The organism is Oscillospiraceae bacterium (assembly GCA_031265355.1).
Classification (GTDB): Bacteria; Bacillota; Clostridia; order Oscillospirales; family UBA929; genus JAIRTA01.
Genome location: JAISCT010000064.1, coordinates 67,078 through 87,692, shown reverse-complemented (window position 1 = coordinate 87,692; position 20,615 = coordinate 67,078). Strand labels below are relative to the sequence as shown.

Sequence of the window (20,615 nt, the reverse complement as noted above, 5' to 3'; positions counted from 1 at the left end):
CGCATCTCGCTGCGCATCAAAGGCAAAGCGCCGCTGAATCTTTTGACGGACGCCGACCCGGCGTTCTACGAGGTGACAGTCAGCAACCCGGCCGTCGCCAGGGTGACGGAGACGGACGGCGCCTGGACGGTCACGGGTCTCAAAGCCGGGACGGTGCTCGTCGTGGTGCGCGCCACAGACGGCAGCGACCTCACCCACCTGGTGACGGTCAGCGTCGCCTGAGGCCGGTATTTACAGCGACTGTTTCTTTTCTACAACTTTTCATTTTGTCTGGGGGGCTTTCCCTGCATATACGGGGAAAGCCCCTCCCCTCTCTCCGCACATGAACCATAGAAGGGCCCGCGTGTGAGCAACACGCGGGCCCTTCTGTGGCCTAAATAAAAAAGGGACACGGCCGCCAGCCTATAAACGGGCGACTGCGCTCCTGCAATTTGACATGCTAACCCTTCTTGTGGAAGGGCATACTACAGAGCATAATAGTTAAATCTTACCACACATTTCTCACAAAATCAAGTTTGTTCTGGTGAGTTTTTCTATACTTGTGCAAATCCAGGCAACATCGGACAGCCCCAAAACACACTTTGAGAAGGTATACCTTTTCAAGAACGCGTCACAAACAACAACCAAACGACACCGTGCACATTATATTATACGCAATTCACAATGTCAAGAGGTTACACAAAAATTTTTGCACATTTTGACCGAATAAAAAAGGGTAAATTCCCCGAAACAGTGATTTCAAAAAGGTATAGCTTTTGCACTTTCCAGGTAGACGCCAGATGGACATTCAGGTAACGCCCTAATCATCCAAGGCAAGTTGTCAAAGGAGGTGCGCGGTTCCAGACATGATACGCCCTATCGTTGCGCTGAAAGAAAAGAAGCAGTCCACAAAAAGCGCTATGACATCATCAGAAAAACGAACAAGGAAGGGATACAGAGATGAAATTGAAACGTGCTATTTCGATGGTATTGTCCGCGCTGGCTTTACTCGGCCTCATGCAACCTACATTCGCGGCCTGGGACGCTCCCCCGGCAGGTATACTCGTAAACACCAGTTCGGAATTGGTTGACATCGAGCTCACCGGGTTCAAGGGCTCCCGTATTGAGTTTGTCGATATTCCTCTTGAGGAGCCCATCGAATTGGGCAAGTACGACTATGAGATGAATGTCGACATGAAGAACATGTGGAGCAGCGATTTGGCCTTGTATGTCAAGCCCGTGGCTTATGACGAAAATGCCACCTTTGTCATCAACGGCCAGCCGTGTGATTTCAACGTGCCTTACAGGATGGAACTCGGAAGTGTCCCTTTTCATGGTGAGCCGAAGGATATGCTCTGTGTCATCGAGGTCACATCGGGGGATGGGAAGAGCACGTCCACCTATCGCCTGACGTTCGTCAATCAGGATCTTTATGACAAGGTCAAGATAAAGACGATAGAAGAAAACTTCGATGAGGACAACAAATTGGTCAGCGGCATATATCAGTTTACCAGTATCGGCGGTTTCATGTCGTCTGAGGACTGTTCCATCTTCATCGGCAAGGACAGCGCCATGCTCTTCGACGTACTCAACGGCGGCGGCGACGGTCAACGTCGCGGTGGTGACCTCAAAAAAGAGGTATACAAGATATTGTCGGAAAAATTTGACATCGAAGACCCGGACACTTTTAAAATCGACATTGTGATTACACACGCTCACGGCGACCATTACGGGATGATAAACCCTTCCACGCCAGAGCCATACCAGATGAGCGGCAGAGGGTCTGGGAAGGGCACTGTTTACTGGATGATTGGCAACGGCGGCGCTCTTTCCAATGGGTGGATCGATGATCCTGAGACTGATGTAAAAATGACTGTGCCCGGCGATGTGATTGTAGGCCCTGATTTTGGAAAAGGTCCGTTGAAATTCGAAGTGCATACGGTCCGCACCCACGAGATTGGCCATCTGCTGTACCTCTATGACAACGATGCCGACGGCCAGTGCCAGAACAACTACTTGATTCCGGGCGACGCCATAGGTTCGGGCAGCTATGTCTTCAACCATAGCAACACAAACTGCATTATGCCTCTCTTCAGCCGTGACATGCAAAAGCTCTGGAACCGAATCAAAGGGCTCGACGGCATGTATCTCCTGTCCGGTCACAAATGGCAGGAGCGTACTTTGGGTACCGCCGAGACAGGTAAACAATATGTCGAGGATATGTATATTGCCTCCGCCATTGTGAAGGATAATCCCTTCGCGGGAGAATTTGCGACCACCTCGGCAAGCTCATATTACAGGCAGCTCTCCTATGGCACAGCGGGCCTGTGGTATAACGACGCTTCCGCCTATGATTATAGGGACGGCAAGACGATCAATGAGAAGGTGACGCCCGCTCACCTGCTCAACATCTACCTGCTGGAAGCGGAAGAGCCCAGAGGCAACTTGGTCACCAGCTACGCGCCTTTGTCAACCGCGCGAACATGTACAGTCGCGAAAGCCGACCCCCTGTATTTGTTTGCCGAGGCCTTTGGTGAGGACGCCGACATCACCGTGAGACTCAACGGCGAGGATGTGACGGATACGCTTGGTCCCATTGAGGGGCGCGGCGATGTGGGGTATACACTTAACATTCTCGCCTCGGATGCTCCCGCACTGATCTCCGACACACTGAACGGTATCAATGTGGTCAAGATCCATGTCAGTGACGACGCCTCCGAGACATCCCAGGAGTACACCATCTACGTCAGGACTGACGACGTCCCATTGCCCGATATTACGGCGGAGACGTACACTTTCTCCCAGAGACCGTCTTCGGCTGTCGAGGGAGAGACCACTCTGAACGAAGTCTATATTTCCTCTTTCAAAGGCGGTCGACTGGAGCCCTACCTCATTCCTCTGGACACTCCGATTATCCCGACCGGTGAGAGATTCACCGCGGACATGCTTAAGGTGCGTGACCTGTCCGCTACGATGGACTGGGGCAGCCGCACCAGCAAAGTGGTCTACATCATGCCGGAACCCACAAACCCCAACATCGCCGACTATGCGATCAACGGGACCGCGGGCAGATATCCCGTTCCCTACAAGGCTGAAATTAAAGAAGGAGCGAACGAGTTCACAATCGACGTCGGAACGGGCGACAACGCGACGACCTATACGCTCACCATCAACGCCACGCCGCTGTGGGGACAATACGTGAGCGAAGAGATCGAGGACAATGTGTGGCGGATCCAAGACGCCGACGGCTTTGTCACCAACGACGACATGTACCTCTTTGTGGGCCAGGACAAGGCCACGCTCTTTGACACCGGCATGGGCGAGGGCGATCTGCGCGCCTATGTGGAAGAGCTCATCGGGAATCCGGATCTCCCGATCGAAGTGGTCGTCACGCATGCCCACGGCGACCATTACGGCAAGGTGTCGCAGTTTGAGGACTGCGTGGTCTATTGGCCCGAGAACGACGCCGTTCCCACCGCGTTAAAGGCGGACAAATTTGTCTATGTTGGCGATGGAGATACGCTCACCGGTCCCAAATTCGAGGGAAAGACCATCACCTTTGCGTGCATTGAAGTGGTCGGACACACCGACGGCTCCATGTGTTACCTCTACGATAACCAGGTGCAGCAAGCGCTTGATAACAGCTATCTTGTCACAGGAGACGCCGTCGGGTCGGGCAGTTATGTCTTTAACTTCGGAGCCGACAAGCAGCCCGTCACCGCTTTCTTAAGAGATCTAAAGAAGCTTGAGGGTAAGATCGCCAAGTTCGCCGACGGTTTTTACGATAAAAATCGGAAAGTGCGTGCCGAGGATGTGGAGGGGCTGTACTTCTTGTCGGGCCACTCCTGGCAGGAGACCACAAACAAACGGGCGATGTACAGCCCGATGTGGAACGCGCCCAATCCATTGCAGCGTCTGGCCGGCATTGAGATGGTGAGAGACATGCGCATCGCCGCAGAGAAGGTTGTGAGCGGCGAGGCCAAGGGCCGTCTGTACACCCGCAACTCCCGCGGTGTGGTAGACGAGCTGCGTCAATTTGCCTATCGCGAGGCAGGTCTCTGGTACAACGGCTGGCACGTTGTGCAGCGCCCCGCGCTGTCAAACGCCGTCACGACGGCAAACGGGCAGGTGACGGGCGTCGTGGGCGACGACGACGCGGTGACGATCTTCAAGGGCATCCCGTACGCCGCGCCGCCCGTGGGGGCGAACCGGTGGCGCGCGCCGCAGCCTGTGGCCGACTGGACCGGCGTGCGCGCCTGCGACACCTACGCGCCGATGTGTACGCAGATCCTCAGCACGGCGGACAACTGGGGCGCGGAGTTCTACTACGACTTCATCGACACGGGCGACACGCCCAACATGAGTGAGGACTGCCTGTATCTGAACGTCGCCACGGCGGCGACAAACGACTCCGTCGGCGGCGACAAGCGGCCGGTGTATGTCTACTTCCATGGCGGCGCGTCCTACCACGGCTACAGCTACGAGCCGGAGTTCAACCCGGCGGCGCTCGCGAAGAAGGGCGTCACCGTCGTGTCGGTCGGGTACCGGCTCGGGCTGTTCGGGTACTACGCCGACGACCGGCTCGACGCGGAGGCGCCGTACGGGGCGTCCGGCAACTACGGCCTGCTCGACCAAGTCGCGGCACTCACGTGGGTGCGGGACAACATCGCCGCGTTTGGCGGCGACCCGAGCCGGGTGACCATCGGCGGGCAGTCGGCCGGCGCCAGCGCCGTCAAGAACCTGATCGTCTCTCCGCTTGCCAAGGGTCTGTTCCACCGCGCCATCATGGAGAGCAGCTTCAACGCGTTCACCGGCGTGTCGACCCTCGACCAGATTAAAACGCGTTCGGCGGACTACATGGCGCTCAAGGGGCTGGCTGATAAGACGCTCGCAGAGCTGCGCGAAGTCCCCACCGAGTATTTTGTAAACAGCGAAACGACCAAGGACGAGTACTACAAGAGCCTGGGCCAATGTTTCGACGGGTACGCGCTGACGGAACAGCCGAACGTTTTCTTTGCCCGGTCCGGCGCGCTTGAGGGCGTCGGACTCCTGTTCGGTTCCAACGACGGCGAGAGCAGCGCCTGGGGCTACGACACGCCGCGGTCCGTCGATACCATCCGAGCGTCGCTGCAGAGGACGTACGGCGACTATTACGACAAATACAATCTTGAGTCCCTCTACCCGCTGACGGATGTCGATACGGCCAACGATTCAAACGACACCCTGAGCGGCGAGCTGGGTCTGATGCGCTCCCGGCTGTCGGCCGAGGCGCTCTCCGCCCTGAACGGCGGCAAGGGCGTGTATGTGTACTACTTCAACCATTGGCCGAGCAACCGCCCGGGCCGCGACCCGGCCAAGGATAAATCCTGGCATTCGTCTGAGCTCTGGTATGTGTTCAATTCCATGCGGAACATCCCGCAGCAGCGGACGTGGACGGCCGCCGACAGGCAGATGGGGGAGACGTTGTCCTCTTACTGGGCCAACTTCATCGCGACAGGCGACCCCAACGGCGCGGACCTGCCGGCGTGGCCAAACTACACGAAGACGTCGAAGACATTCCTGGACATCGGCAAGGGTCTGGCGTACGACATCCAAGCGAAACAGTCGCTGCATACGGGCACCTTGGCGGGCAGAGACCTCATGCTGCGCGACTATGTGACCAATCTGTACGACCTGGCCGACGTGCTGGCCGACACACCCGGCCATACGCCTACCCCTCCCAGCAGCAATCCCGTCATACCGCCCAGCGGTCCGGGCGTGGCACTGCCCGGGGACGACGGATTGGGGCTGAAGTTCACCGACGCCGCCGAGATCTCCGACTGGGCGCGGATCTACATCAAAGAACTGGTGGACGCCGGCGTCCTGGCCGGCCGCGTGAGCGGCACGCTGGACCCGAAGGGCATCATCACGCGCGCCGAGTTCACAAAGATGGCCGTGCTGGGTCTGAGCCTCAAAGCCGGCGAGACGCCGAAGACGTTCACGGACGTGCATGAGGGCGACTGGTTCAAGGAATTCGTCGACGTCGCGTCCTCCGCCGGCATCGTGCAGGGCGTGAGCGACACCGCCTTCGCGCCGGACCGCCGGATCACGCGTCAAGACCTGTGTACGATCGTATACCGAGCCCTGCAAGGGCTGGAGATCACCACCCCGGCGCCGACAGGCGCCCCGTTCACCGACGAGGCGCAGGTGGCCGCGTACGCGCTGGATGCCGTGAAGGCGCTGAAAGAGATCGGCGTCGTCTCAGGCCGCACGCACGGGCAGTTTGACCCGCGGGCGTACGCCACGCGCGAGGAAACCGCGAAGATCCTCAGCGTCGTCATGGCGCATGTGAAAAACGCTTAACTTCACTCCTGATTTTGGTTGCACACCCTGCTGGCCGAGCGGTTGGTGCCCGGTCGGCCAGCAGGGGCAGACCCGCTATATGTTGTATTGGGTAAAAAGGTCGCGCACGGCGGCCTTTTTTGCTATAATGGGTGTGGATCTTTTTACAGAGAGGAGCTGGGAGAACTGTGCTGACCATTGTCTGGGGCCTCGCGGGCAGCGGCAAGAGTCACACGCTGCTGGCGGAGCTGACCGGCCGCGCCGGACCGGGGCGGCGGCAGTATCTGCTGGTGCCCGAACAGTACTCCCACGAAAACGAGCGTCTGCTGTGCCGGATGGGCGGGGCGTCCATCTCTCTGCACGCCGAGGTGCTCACGTTCCGCCGGCTTTCCGATCGCGTGCTCACGGAGACCGGCGGCGCGGGGCTGACCGCGCTCGACGAGGGCGGGCGGCTGCTCTCGCTCCTGCTCGCCGCCCGGGCCGTGGGGGACACGCTGCGCGTGTGGCGGCGCTTCGCCGAGAGGCCGGATTTCCTGGCCGCGCTGCTCGACGCCGTGGACGAACTAAAGACCTATCGCATCGCGCCGGAAGAGCTGATGCGGGCAGCTGGGACGGTCGGAGCATCCCTGGCGGACAAGTGCCGCGATCTCTCCCTGCTGCTCACCGCGTACGAGACAGTGCTCGCCGGCGCGGTCTGCGATCCAAGGGACCGTCTGACTCTGGCCTGCGCCGCGCTGCCGCGTTCACGCTATGTGCAAAACGCCGCGTGGGTGGTGGACGGCTTTACCCGTTTTACGGCGCAGGAACATGCGGTGTTGTCTGTGCTGCTGGCCCACGGGGACGTGACCGTCTCGCTGACCGGGACACCGGAGGAGCTGCCGGCCGAAGGGCGCTTTGCCGTCGCCGGGCGGACGGCGGCCGCGCTGCGGCGCGCGGCGCAGCGCGCCGGTGTGGCAGTGCGGGAACGTGTGCTGACAGACGTGCCGCGGTATCGCGCGGTGGCGCTGGCCCATCTGGCGCGCCACCTGCTGGCCCCGGTCCCGGTTCCCCTGAGGGGGCCGGTGGACGGTGTGACGCTCGCGGCGTGCCCCGACCGGCGGGCCGAGTGCGTGCATGCCGCCGCCCTCGTGCGGACACTGGTGCGGGACCACGGCTACCGCTACCGCGACATCGCGGTGACCGCCCGCCATTTCGAGGAATACCGGCCGCTCTTTGAGCCGGTGGCGCGTCTCTATGAGCTTCCGATCTTTCTGGACAGCGTGGACAGCGTGCTGGACAGACCCTTGCCGGGTTTTGTCTCCGCGGCTCTTGACGCCGTGTGCGACGGGTACCCCTACGACGCCGTGTTCAAAATGTTGAAGAGCGGTCTCTTCGGGCTGGCGCCGGACGAGAGCGATCTGTTGGAAAATTACGTACTGGCTCACCGGATCCGGGGTGCCGCGTGGATGCGCCGCGCAGATTGGACATTCCCGCCCGGCGGCGGCTACGGGGCCGTGCCCACAGAAAAAGACGACGAGGCGTTGGCGAAGATCAATGCGTTGCGCCGGCGCGTTACCGGACCGCTGGAGACGCTGCGCGCGGAGGCGGACGCTGTCCGTACGGCTCAAAATCAAGCACTGGCAGTTTACCATTTTTTTGAAAATATTGGTTTGCCGGCGCGGCTGCGGACGCGGTGCGAAGCGTTGCGCGGGGCCGGGATGACCAAGGTGGCCGCTGAGTACGAACAGATGTGGGATATCCTCGCCGGTGCGCTGGCGCAGTGCGTGGCGATTCTGGGCGACAGACCGATGGGTCTGGCCGACTTTTCCGGGCTCTTTTGCCTCGTCCTCTCCCGCAACCGGGTGGGCGCGATCCCGGTGTCGCTTGACCACTTGGTATGCGGCGACATGGACCGCATCCGTCGGCGCGGGCTGCGCTGCGTGATTTTGCTGGGAGCCACCGACCGGGACATCCCGTCCGCGGCGCCCGCAGCCGGGCTTCTCCACGACGACGATCGGTCCTCGCTGGTGTCGGCCGGTCTGGCGCTGGCGCCGGGGCCGGAGGAGCGGATGGATCAGGAATTCGACGCCCTGTACGGCATCCTGACGCTGCCCTCCGAGCGGTTGGCAGTCACATGGCCCCGCGTCGGCGCGGAGGGGGAGGTGTGCCGCCCCGCCTTTGTTGTGGCCGACCTCAGCCGAATGTTGGGGCTGACGCCGGAGGCGGCCGGCACGGACGTGCTGGACCACACGGCCGCGCCGGCGCCCTGCTTTTTGTGGTTGGCCACCCGCCCGGTGGGAACGGTGGCGGCCGCGGCGGCGCGGGCGCTCGGTGCGTATCCGGATTGGCGGGCGCGGCTGGAGGCGCTGCCCATGGAGACAGGATTCACACGCGGGCGTCTGGCGAGAGAGCGCGTGTGCGCGCTGTACGGCGCGGCTCCAAGGCTCTCCGCCTCTCGGGTGGAACGCTTTATGACCTGCCGCTTCGCCTATTTTCTGCAGTATGGCCTGCGGATCAAAAAGCGTCGGACGGACGGCTTTGCCGCGCTGGACCGAGGCATTTTCGTCCACGCCGTGTTGGAGGAGACCACCCGTGCGGTGTTGGCGCAGGGTGGATTCCCGGTGCTGTCCGATGCGGAGGTGGTGGCCATCGCGCGAGCCGCCGCCGCGCGATGGGCGCGGTCGGTGCTGGCCGGGTACGGGGAGGACCGTCGATTTGTCCGGCTCTTTGCCCGGCTGATGTACGCGCTGGACGCCATGATCGTCAACGTGGCCGAAGAACTGCGCCTCTCCGAGTTTGTGCCGCTGGACGTGGAACTGCGGTTCGCCGACGGCACGGAGGGGGCGCTGCCGGCGGTCCCGGCGGGGGGGGGCGCGCGTATTACCGGGGTGGCCGACCGGGTGGACGGCTGGATGGATGCCGGCGTACTGTATCTTCGCGTTGTCGACTACAAGACGGGCGCGCGCGGGTTTCGGTTGGGGGACGTCTGGCACGGACTTGGCATTCAGATGCTGCTCTATCTTTTCGCGCTGGAGCGGGAAGGGGCGGTGCGCTACCGGGCGCGCTGGCCGTCGCTCACACGCGTGCAGCCGGCCGGCGTACTCTATATCCCCGCCCACGAGGCTTTTTTGCAGACGGACCGGCCTTTGTCCGACGAGGAACTGGCCCGTGCTGCGGCCCATGCGCTCACGCGTAGCGGATTGGTGCTCGACGACGCCCGGGTGGTGGCTGCGATGGAGCCGGGCATCGAGCGGGAGGGCACCTTTCTCCCGGTGAAGTACCGCAGCGACGGCCGCCCCACCGCGCTGTCCTCGGTGGCCGCCGCGGACCGGTTTGCGCGGCTGCGGCGCCATGTGGAGGTCATACTGGCGGAGATGGAGCAGGCGCTGCTGACGGGGGATGTGTCGGCCAATCCGGTGTGCCGCGGCGTACAGAGTGCCTGCGAGCACTGTGATTTCGCGCCCGCCTGTCAGTTCCCACTGGCTCGGGAAGACAGGCCGCGGTATCTGGAAGCGCTCTCGCCCGCCGCGTTCTGGCGGCGGATTGACGCAAGCGAAACGGATCCGGCGGCCTCGGAAGGGGGAGAGAGCGCATGAGCAGCCAGACGCTCACTCCGGAACAGAGCCGGGCGGTGCACGAGCGCGGCGGGGCGCTGCTGGTGTCGGCCGGCGCCGGCGCGGGCAAGACGCGCGTGCTCGTCGAGCGCCTGATGGCCAGTATCTGCGACACGGTGGCGCCAAGACACATCGACGACTTCCTTGTGATCACCTACACGAAGGCCGCCGCCGCCGAGCTGCGCGGCCGGATTCTGGACGCGCTGTCGGCTCGGCTGGCGGAGGAGCCGATGAACCGCCATCTGCGGCGGCAGCTCACACGCTTGCCCCAGGCGCACATCTCCACGGTGCACGCTTTCTGCAAGCGGCTCTTAGAGGAGCGCGCGCCCGTTGGGTTGCTGCCGGCGCCGGCGCGGCTGATGGACGAGGCCGAACGGGGGATCTTGCACGCGCGCGTACTGGAAGAGGTGCTGGCGCGCTGCTACGAGGAAGAGACGGCCCCCTTCGCCGCGCTGCTGGACGCGACTCTCGGCGAGAAAGGCGACGGATTTCTCCAGACACTGGTGACGTTGGCCTATGAGAGGACGCGGGCGCACCCGGACCCGGCAGCGTGGGCGGATGCCCAGACGGCGGCGTTTGCCAAGGCCGGCGCATGTCCGGTGGAGACGACCCCGTGGGGCCGCTTGCTGCTGGACACTGCCACTCGGCAGGTGGATTTCGCATGCGCCGGGCTGGAGAGGGCGCGTGCGGCCATGCGGGCACATCCGACGGTCGAGAGCGCCTATGGGCCCGCCTTCGATGGAGACATCGATGCCGCACGGGCTGTCCGCACAGCGCTGGCGCAGGGTTGGGATGAGACTGTGGCGGCGGTCTCGGCGCTGACGTTTGCCCGGCTCTCTCCGTTGCGAGGAGAGGAAAACCGGGAAACCGGCGTGCCCTTTCGGGCGGTGCGCGAGGCCTGGAAACAGCGGGCCAAGGCGCTGGCCAAACGGTTCGATCGGCCCGATGCGGCGCACCGGGCGGACCTGTTGGCCGTGGCGCCAGTCATACAGGGGTTGTTTGACACCGTACGGCGGTTTGAGGAGGCGCTGGCGGTGGAAAAACGGCGGCTGGGTGTCATTGATTTCTTCGATCTGGAGCACGGTGCGCTGGCGCTGCTGACACAGCGGGGGCCGGACGGGCCGCATCGGTCGGCGGAGGCCGAGCGGGTATCGGCACGGTACGCCGAGATCCTGGTGGACGAGTATCAGGATATCAGCCTCACGCAAGAGAGCATCGTGCAGGCGCTCTCTCAGGCGGGACGCAACTTGTTCTTTGTGGGCGATGTGCGGCAGTCGATCTATCGCTTCCGACTGGCGGAACCAGGCTTCTTTTTAGAAAAGTACCGCATGTTTCCGGACATCCCTGCGGGAGAGGGCGCGCCGCGGCGCATCCTGCTGAGCCGCAATTTCCGCTCCAGGCCGCCTGTGTTGGACGCGGTCAATCATCTGTTTCAAGCACTCATGTCCGAGGAAAGCGGCGAAATGGCTTACACAGAAAGGGAATTTTTGGAAAGTACGGGCGCCTTCCCGGAGACCGGGGCCGACTACGGTACGGAGTTGCTGTTGACCCAGTGGCGACGGCCGGGTGAGCTGGATCCGGACGGCGGATCGGGCGCACCCGACATAGTATCGGACGCACCGGAGGAAGAGCTCGTCGGCGCGCGGGCCGAGGCGGCCGTGCTGGCGGCGCGGCTGCGCACCCTGTTGGATGAACGTTTTCCTGTCGCCGGCGAGGAGGGCTGCGTGCGGTCTGTGACACCGGGGGACATGGTGATCTTGATGCGCGCGCCCGCGCTACGCACCGACGTCTATCAGGAAGCGTTGGCCGCTCGGGGTATTCCCTGCCGCACGGACGGCGGCGACGTTTTGTCCGCCCCGGAGGTGCAGACGGCGCTGTCCTTCCTTGCGGTGGTCGACAACCCGCGTCAGGACATTCCGCTGCTTGCCGTGATGCGCAGTCCGGTGTACGGTTTCGACGCCGACCGTCTGGCCGCGTTGCGGGCCGGGTGCCCGGACGAGGGGGCGGACCTTTACACCTGCCTGTGCGATGCGGCGGAAGACGACAACGACGAGAGGGCCGCGCGGTTGTGCGCCGACCTGAGTGGATGGCGGTTGCTGGCGCCCGACCTCTCCGCACGCACGCTGCTGGATCTGATTTATGAACAGACAGGTTTGCCCGCGCTGTACGGCGCGCAGGCGGACGGTGCGGCGCGGCAGGCCAATTTACGTGTGCTCTCCGAGCTGGCCGCGCGGTTTGAGACGGGCGGCGCCCGGGGGTTGTTTGCCTTCCTGCGCTGGATCGAGGCCCTGGGGCGGCAGGGCCCGCCGCCCGTGCCGGCGGCGCCGGAAACAGGGGATGCCGTGCGGATCATGAGCATCCACCGCGCCAAGGGGCTGGAGTTCCCCATTGTGGTGGTGGCCGACTGCGCCAAGCGTTTTAATGAGGCCGACAGCCGCGCCGCGCTGCTGTTTCATCCGGTGCTCGGTGTGGGCCCCAAACGGCGGGACAGCGTCCGCCGGATCGAATACCCAACGCTGGCGTACCGCGCCGTGGCCGAGAAACTGACGGTCGAGATGCTGGCCGAGGAGATGCGGGTGCTGTATGTGGCAATGACGCGTGCCAGGGAGAAACTGATCCTCAGCGTGGCGCTTCCGTCGGTGATCGCCGCGCGCCAAAAGTGGGAGACGGCCGCCGCGGGCGCGCCGGTCGCCCCGCTGCCCCCGCAGCTCGTCCTTGAGGGGCGCTCCTATGCCGATTGGCTGCTGCTGTATCTGGCCTGCACCAAGACGCCGCGGATGACCTTGTCCGTTGCCGTGCCCGTACCACCTGTTCCCGCGTCGGACGGTGAATCGTCCGTATCCGCCGCGGCGGATACGGACACGGTGGACAAGACGCTGGCGGCGGACGTGGCCCGGCGGCTCGCCTATGTCTACCCGCACGCGGACGCGGTGGCGCTGCCGTCCAAGCTCACGGCCACGGCGCTCAAGGGCCGTTTCCTCGACCAAGAGGCGGCTGAGGAGGCGGAGCAGGGCCCGGGCGGCAGCGCTCCGCGTGCGGGGCGGGCGTTCGACAGACCCCGGTTTGTCGGGGAACAGACCGGGCCGACGGCGGCGGAGCGCGGCACGGCACTGCATCTATTCATGCAATTTGCCGACTTCGCTGCCTGCCGCGCGGCGGCGGACGTGCGCGCCGAGGCGGTGCGTCTCCGAGAGGCGGGTCTGCTGACGGCGCAGCAGGCCGACGCTGTTCCCCCGGCGCGCATCGCCGCGTTCTTTCGTCACCCGCTGGGACTGCGGCTGTTGGCATCGCCGCACGTGGTCCGGGAGTTCAAATTTTCCCTGCTCGTGCCGGCTGCGCCGCTCCTCGGCGCGGGCGAGGGAGAGAAAATCCTACTCCAAGGCGTGGTGGACTGCTACTTTGAGGAGGCGGACGGTCTCACGGTACTCGACTTCAAGACCGACGCCGTCGCGCCGGGGGAAGAACCGGCGCGCGCGGCCCTCTACCGCCCCCAAGTGGAGGCCTACGCCCGTGCCCTCGCCGCCATCACCGGCCGCCCGGTGGCGCAGCGGCTGCTGTATTTTTTCCAGACAGACACGATGGTAACGGTTGACGATTGAGCACGCACCGCTGACAGTAAACCAACCCCAAAAGGGGAAAAGCCAAAACATATCAAAATATTGCAAAGACTCCGTCATAAAAGTGGTGTAAAATGTATAGAGAGGAAGAAGGATCGACAGTACATTTTATGAGGGAGTGTGTGAAGATGAATTTTGCAAAGCGACTCAGAGCTTTCGCGCTTGCGGCCGTTGTTTCGGTGGGCTTTATGGCCGGATTCAGTGTCCCAGCGGCGGCGGCGCCGATGACTGAGACGCCGTACAGCGCCGTTGACTTCACAAAGGTGAAGATCACAGACGCGTTTTGGCAGTCGTACCAGAAAATGTTCATCCTGAGCGGCATACCGAGCGGCATCGCGCGCGTCAGCGAGTGGAACCATGGGATGCCGAACATCATGAACATGGCGCTGAAAAACCGCGGCGAGCCTTACGGGAGGTTCGCCGGCCCGATGTATGTGGATTCCGACGTGCATAAGGTGCTGGAATCGATGTGCTACGCGCTGCAGATCGACCCACAGGGCGACCCGGAGACCATCGCCGGGCAGGACTACATCCGGGACAAACTGAACGAGTGGATACCGTATTACCAGGACGCCCAGATGGACGACGGCTATTTCGACACATACTACACGCTGGACGGCGGCGGCGGCGCAAGCAACAGGTGGACCAACTATAACTACCACGAGTTGTACATCGCCGGCCATTTCTACGAGGCGGCCGTCGCGCATTACCGCGCCACAAACGGACAGGATACGCGCCTGTTCGACATGGCGATTCGAAACGCCGACTATATGCTTGACCTGTTCAAACCGGGCAATAAGCAGCAGGCGCCCGGGCATGAGGAGATCGAACTGGCGCTTGTCAAGCTGGCCGATCTGTGCCGCGAAATCGGCGCAAAAGACGGCGTGGACTACGCGGCGAAAGCGGATCCCTATATTCAGATGGCGAAACGCTTTTTGGACGCGCGTGGCCACGATTGGAACGACCGCCTGATGCCGGGCGGTCATGGGATCTATGCGCAGGATGACGTGCCCGTGCAGAACGCCAGCAGCGCGGTCGGGCACGCCGTCCGCGCCGGATATCTCTACACCGGCATGGCGGACGTGAGCATTGCGCTGGACACCGACGAGTACATGACCGCGCTGCTGGCGCTGGCCGGAGACGTGGAGGAGGCCAAGACCTATGTGACCGGCGGGATCGGCGTGGACGGCCACGGCGAGGGCTACGGCGCGCGCTTCGAACTGCCCAACACAGGCTCTTACAGCGAGACGTGCGCGAACATCGCCAATGTGATGTGGAACAAACGCATGAACATGCTGTTCGGCGACAGCAAGTACGCCGACGTCATAGAACGGGGCCTTTACAACAGCGTCATAAGCGGCGTCAACATGGCCGGCGACCGTTTTTTCTATGAAAATGAGATGCAGTCGGCCGGCGGGATCAGTCGCTTTATGTGGACGGACACGGCTTGCTGCCCGACCAATCTGATGCGCACGGTGATGTCGGTCGGCCAGTACGTCTATACCCAGCGCGGCCGTGAGATCACGACGAACCTGTATATCGGCAACGAGGGCAGCTTCACGGTGGACGGCCAGCCCGTCAAACTGACGACACAGTCCGGGATGCCGTGGTCCGGCGAGGTCTCGACCGTCGTCTCCGTGGCCGCGCCACTGACATTTACGATGCGCCTGCGCGTGCCAAACTGGGCAAAGTGGGACAACAGCATCACATTGAACGGCACGGTCTCGATACCCGCCGTCCCGGACGCGCACGGGTATGTCGTCGTCACGCGCACGTGGCAGAATGGCGACAAAGTGGAGATCGACTTTCCGATGCAGCCGACGCGGTTCTACGCAGACCCCGGCGTTACGACCAACTACGGGCTTGTGGCCGTGACGCGCGGCCCGATCGTTTATGCCGCCGAATCCGCCGACAACGCATACGCCCTCGGCCGTTACATCCTCCAGCCCTCGGTCGATTTTACGACTGAATGGATCCGCAATCTCGACGGCAAAGACACGGACTATTTCTTCAAAGACGTGCTGGCCGTCAAGGCGGACGCCACCATTTCGACAAAGGACGGTGAAACCAGCGCGCCGCTGACGATGATCCCCTATTACGCGTGGAACAACCGCGGCGCCCTGCCGATGACGGTTTACCTCAGTGAGATCGTGCCCGCACCATCCGGCCAGCTGGAAATGTACGCCACGCCCAGCGCATCGTACACATATTCCGGCGATAGCATCGACGGCCTCAACGACGGTAAGTATACGAGCGAAGCCAACAAGGAGCGCTGGACAGCTTGGAATGGCACGACAAACCACCCCGCCGACGAATTTGTGCGCTATGATTTCGACGAGCCCGTTATCATTTGGGGCGCGAATATCAGTTGGTATGACGACGGCGGCGGTGTGCAAATACCCTCCGCGATGAAAATATCATATTGGGACGGAAAGGACTGGGTGCACGTGAATCCAGTTCGCCACGTGTCCGCCGCCGCGTGGTCCGCGCAACCCGAAGAGACCGCGGCCAATTTCAACGCACAGACCGGTGTTTACAACGTATTTAACAAAAACGCATTCACATATTATCGCTTTACACCCGTCTTCACGACGAGCATAAGGCTTCAGCTCACGCCAGGACCAAGCGAAGACACGGAGCGCGCGCCGGGCATCCGCGAGTGGCAGATTTGCGGGTCCCTGACCGAATACCCGTGGGAGCGCTTTGCCTTCCCAACCGCGTCGCACGTATCCGATTACGACGCGATCACCGGCCTGAACGACGGCGTCATATCCGAGGTGACGATCGGCGGCAAAAACGCGGGGCGCTGGACGGCTTACGGCAAGTCGCAGACACCGTGGGTTCAGTACGATTTTGCCGAGCCGATTGACGTTTACGCATGTGATGTGGACTGGTTCATCGCGCCGGACAGGAAGGTCAACGTGCCGAACGGACTTGTCATCCAGTACTGGAACGGGACAGCGTTCGTGCCCGTGACGCCCGCCGCGCCGTTCGACACATTCCTCGGCATGCAGTACAATCGCTACGAGTTCGATACGGTGACGACGACGAAGCTGCGCATGATCATCGACAACACGCGAAACAGCGGCACTGACATAACGACATATCCCGGCATACGCGAGTGGCGCGTCATAGGCGCGCCGTCCGAGAGGTATCCGCTGGAGATGTTTGGCGTGCCCGGCGCGTCGCACGTATACAGCGGCAACAAGGTGAGCGGCCTCAATGACGGCATCGTCGCGTCGGAGCACGGCGGCAACATCTTCAAGTGGTCGTCGTGGAGCCAGTCGCTCACGCCGACTGTGTGGTATTCGTTCGACACGCCCGTCGTCATCGACGGATGCGATATCGTATGGTCGGACGACGGCGGCGGCGTGCAGCTTCCGGCCTCGATGGAGATACAGTATTTCTACGGCGACGAATTCAAGGGCGCGGTCATCCCGACAAACGCGCACGACGTGTTCACAAAGGATGTGTTCAACACATATACGTTTGAACCGATCTTGGCGACCAAAATACAGCTGGCGCTGACAGGCAGAGGCGCGTCGCTGCCGAACGGTACGGTCGGGATACAGGAATGGAAAGTGAGCGGGCATAAAGCGCTGCCCGTCATGTCCAGCGCCGCCACAGAATACGGCGTCGCGTATGACAGTTTTAATACGGCGATGTTCGCGCCCGTGACGACGGACAAAATCCGCATGCTCACGAACAGCGCGACGCCGGTCGGGTTGGTTGAGCTGCGCGTCAAAACAGCGGACGGCACGTATGCGGAGCAATCCGCGTCGTCCGTCGCGGCTTCGTATACGTGTACGCCGTATGCCACGCTGTCGGCCGTCAACGACGGCGTCGTGTCGCCCACGTCGCTGTATGGCGGCAGCACCTGGAGCACATGGGCCGGCAATCAGACAGACCCGTCCGTCGGTTGGGGTGAGCACTGGATCGAATACGACTTTGCCGAACCGAAGACGTTTGTCGTGATGGAGGCGTTCTGGTACCGCGCGTGGGACGACGGCGTGATTCGGCCGGACGGATGGAAAGTCCAGTACTTCGCGGACGGCCAATGGAAGGATGTCCCGGACATCGACCGCGTCGACGGTTTTGACTCGGATATTTACGAATATACGGCCCGGCTGACCGCCGGCTCCGACGTGCCCAATATAGGCATGTATTCCGATTATGATTTCGTGCGCATCGCGTATGAAACCGCGGATGCTATGCCCGGGACGACCAAGGTGAGCGTCTCTCCAAAGTATGCTTTCGATCTTTATGCTCCGTCGAAGGCGTACACATTTAAGTTTATTGAGGAAGGTGTAACGTTGTCCGCCGCCGAAAAGGACGGCAGCGTCAAAGCGGTGCTGTCGAATGCTTCAGGACAGGGCGTGACGGGCACACTGATCGTGGCCTTTTACGATGAGGACGGCAGACTCATATCCGTCGATTTCGACAGCGTAGATCTGGCCGACGGCAGTGAACAGCCGCTGGTTGCCGTCTTTCCTGCCTCGGGCACGAGCGGCGCTTACAAGGCGTTCGCCTGGAGCGATGATGGCACGCCGCTCTGTGCCGCGGTCGGTGAAAAGATTGCCGCGGGGACAAACAACATCGCAAATTAAAAACAAATGAACACATAGGGGCGGCATTCTGCCGCCCCTATGTGTTCATAAAAAAAGTTATTTACATCTGCACATTGAACAAATTTCGCAGTTGATTGATCAAGTCGTCGCTGCTCGCGTTGATGAGTACGGCCTCATTGATACGCGATAGCTTCTGGAGTTCACTTTCCGCCGAACTGCCGCTGTCCAAGTTGTAGGCGATGCTGTAAATCGGTATTTGCAATCCGCCCACAATGGGTGCGATCCTATTAAAATTATAGCCTTCGTTTTGCTGGCCGTCACTGAGGACAAACAACATCAGTTTTGCGTCGGGAACGTCTTGCTGCTTTTTCAGCAACATATCAAGTCCAATCAAGACAGCGTCGTACGTCGCAGTGCCCCCGCCGGCAAAAAGTGATTTGACGCCTCCGGAGAAGTAAGCCCGTTGCGTATTGTCAAATTCCCCAATCTCCAGGTTGACGTAGACCTTGCTCGCATAGGTCACAAGACCGACGTAATGATTGGATCCGATGAACTTGGATGTATTGACCAACGCTTCCTTCAGACCATTCAACGGAAGTCCGTCCATACTGCCGGAGACGTCCGCGACAAAAACCGCGACAATCGGACGTCCGCCGTCTTTGCTCTGTTTCCATAACTTTTGCGCAGCAAGAAAACCTGCGCCATCCAGCCCGGAAGGTTGTTCCTTGTATTCATTGTGCAGATTAAAACCTTTTTCATCACCGAGTTTTTGACTGTCGGCCGACAGGCAATATTCCACAAAAAGCTTCGCGGCGTCTTGCCGTTCTTGCGACGCATAGTCGAAAGTATACACAGGATGGTCATGCCTGATGCCCTGCGGTGTGTAGACATAATCTCTCAGTTCAGGTGTGTTGTGATACGCTTGTTCTTCCATGACCATGGCTTTGATAATTCCCTTGCTTGCCTGGTCTCTCAGCACGGCGGTGGTATAGGCCACAGGAGGTGATTTTCTCTGATATTCCAGGAGTTTTTCTGATGCCGTAGCGGAGAGCGGATTGTTTGTGTCAAACGCGTGCAACATGGCCGTAAAGATATTCAATCCGGTGCTGCTTGTAAACGGATTGGTGTAGGCAAAGGTCAAGTCGCCGGCCAGACTGGCCTCCAACACTTTGTCCACAGTGACCGCTCCATATTTGGCGGTGAATGTTTCGTAAGTTTCTTTCTCCATCAATATACCGGCGGTATTGCCCAGAATACGGGTGGACAGCGTAACGACACCAAAACCGTGCGCTTTGAGCATTTCGCCCCAGGCATAATTGGACGGGGCATACACATCGGGCCTATAGTCGCCATCTGCCATATAAGTAACGACTTCGCCGGAAGTAATTCTGCGTATGGAGACACTGACAGTCTTGCCACCAATGGTGTGGTTTTCCCTGTTGAATCTCTCGGCGACGACATTCATCCAATCGTCCGGCGCCGAGGCGCTCATTTCGGTGGCCGCCGCCACCTCAATGTTGATCTGTCCCTTCCCCTCGACCACAATCGGGAAAGTGCTGATATCCGCCAAGATGCTGGCGGTGTCGTCATCCGATGTATAGATATCGAGCGGCGCCGTGATGCTCTCCCTCTCAATCGTGCCGACAAAAGTGGTCAGTTCCTTCACGGCATCGTCATAACTGAGCGCGTTTTCGCGGTCTGTATTGGTGCTGCTCACATTGCAGCCGGCCAGGGCGGACACCAGGAGCGGTACCGCTAGCATACAAAAAACAGATTTTTTCACTTTGAACAAACTAAATCTCCTCCTTTTTGAGCGAATCTCGGATGACCTGCATCCATGCTTGCAGGGTGGTCTCGCTCTTGTCGTTTTGCTCACTGACAAGGTCGGCAAGGTCTGCTAAGAATCTTTTAATATTGTCCAGCTCAGTTTGATTGCCGGCTAACACCGCCTCAATGAGCTCCAAATGCGTAGAGTATTTTTCATCCCGCGCGAAGACATCGTCATCCTCCAAATCGGATACGATGCCGCGGTTGATGACTTTGCGAAAGTTTTTGCAGATAAACTGTTCCACTTCATCAAGAAGCCTTTCTGTCGCCCGCAGATATTCTGCCTCATTGAGATCCAATAAGTCCTTGAGTTTGGCCTGACGTCTGTCCATGGCGTCCATTTGCGCTTCACATTTTGCGAGCGCGCCCGCAAGATCTGGCCTTTGCTCCTTGAGCCGCCCCAACCGCCGCCTGATGTCGATTGGATCGTAGGAGCCGGCGGAATAAGACAGAGTCGGCCTGGATTCGGCCCGCTTCTCCTCTTCCTTTTGCCGAATCGCGGCCTGGGCTGTCAGACGCGCCTTGACCGCCGGCGCGAAACCAATACCCAAGGCGACAATTCCGGCAAAAATAGAAAAAAATGGAAAAACAGAGAGGAAAGAAAATGCCCGAATCCCCATCTGGATGATAAGTGTGGTTTCGGCTGTGTTGGTCAGCAACAGTAAGCCTGCACCAAGAATGATCAGACCGAGACCGACTTTCTTCATAGC

Annotated in this window: 7 protein-coding genes; 5 read left to right on the top strand and 2 right to left on the bottom strand. The window is 60.8% G+C overall.

Annotation, left to right across the window (positions count from 1 at the left end):
* The 5 genes from LBK75_09935 to LBK75_09915 form a co-directional block, all read left to right on the top strand.
* Window positions 1-222, top strand: a 222-nt coding sequence (locus LBK75_09935; protein ID MDR1158600.1) for a hypothetical protein, incomplete at its 5' end; no start/stop codon positions are given.
* A gap of 717 nt (window positions 223-939) precedes the next feature.
* Window positions 940-6,321 carry a carboxylesterase family protein gene (locus LBK75_09930; GenBank protein ID MDR1158599.1) on the top strand — a complete coding sequence of 1,794 codons (5,382 nt, stop codon included), beginning with the start codon at window positions 940-942 and terminating at the stop codon, window positions 6,319-6,321.
* Window positions 6,322-6,488: 167 nt separating this feature from the next.
* On the top strand, window positions 6,489-9,875 hold the full coding sequence (locus LBK75_09925) for a PD-(D/E)XK nuclease family protein (protein MDR1158598.1): 3,387 nt from the start codon (window positions 6,489-6,491) through the stop codon (window positions 9,873-9,875).
* On the top strand, window positions 9,872-13,492 hold the full coding sequence (locus LBK75_09920) for a UvrD-helicase domain-containing protein (protein MDR1158597.1): 3,621 nt from the start codon (window positions 9,872-9,874) through the stop codon (window positions 13,490-13,492). Before LBK75_09925 ends, LBK75_09920 begins: the two co-directional genes overlap by 4 nt.
* A 146-nt stretch (window positions 13,493-13,638) precedes the next feature.
* Window positions 13,639-18,117: a glycoside hydrolase family 127 protein gene (locus LBK75_09915; protein ID MDR1158596.1), complete on the top strand. Its 4,479-nt coding sequence runs from the start codon at window positions 13,639-13,641 to the stop codon at window positions 18,115-18,117.
* A 61-nt stretch (window positions 18,118-18,178) separates the two neighbouring features.
* Here LBK75_09915 and LBK75_09910 read toward each other — a convergent pair whose 3' ends face one another.
* Both LBK75_09910 and LBK75_09905 read right to left on the bottom strand, forming a co-directional pair.
* Complete coding sequence (locus LBK75_09910; GenBank protein ID MDR1158595.1) at window positions 18,179-19,861, bottom strand: VWA domain-containing protein; 1,683 nt, start codon at window positions 19,859-19,861, stop codon at window positions 18,179-18,181.
* A 10-nt stretch (window positions 19,862-19,871) separates the two neighbouring features.
* Entirely contained in the window at window positions 19,872-20,612 is a 741-nt protein-coding gene (locus LBK75_09905) for a hypothetical protein (GenBank protein ID MDR1158594.1), read from the bottom strand.
* Between the last annotated feature and the right edge of the window lie 3 nt (window positions 20,613-20,615).

Bases quoted from the DNA above. Each gene is read 5' to 3' on its own strand.
- LBK75_09920 (MDR1158597.1), top strand. From the start codon at position 9,872: ATGAGCAGCCAGACGCTCACTCCGGAACAGAGCCGGGCGGTGCACGAG.
- LBK75_09930 (MDR1158599.1), top strand. From the start codon at position 940: ATGAAATTGAAACGTGCTATTTCGATGGTATTGTCCGCGCTGGCTTTA.
- LBK75_09915 (MDR1158596.1), top strand. From the start codon at position 13,639: ATGAATTTTGCAAAGCGACTCAGAGCTTTCGCGCTTGCGGCCGTTGTT.
- LBK75_09905 (MDR1158594.1), bottom strand. From the start codon at position 20,612: ATGAAGAAAGTCGGTCTCGGTCTGATCATTCTTGGTGCAGGCTTACTG.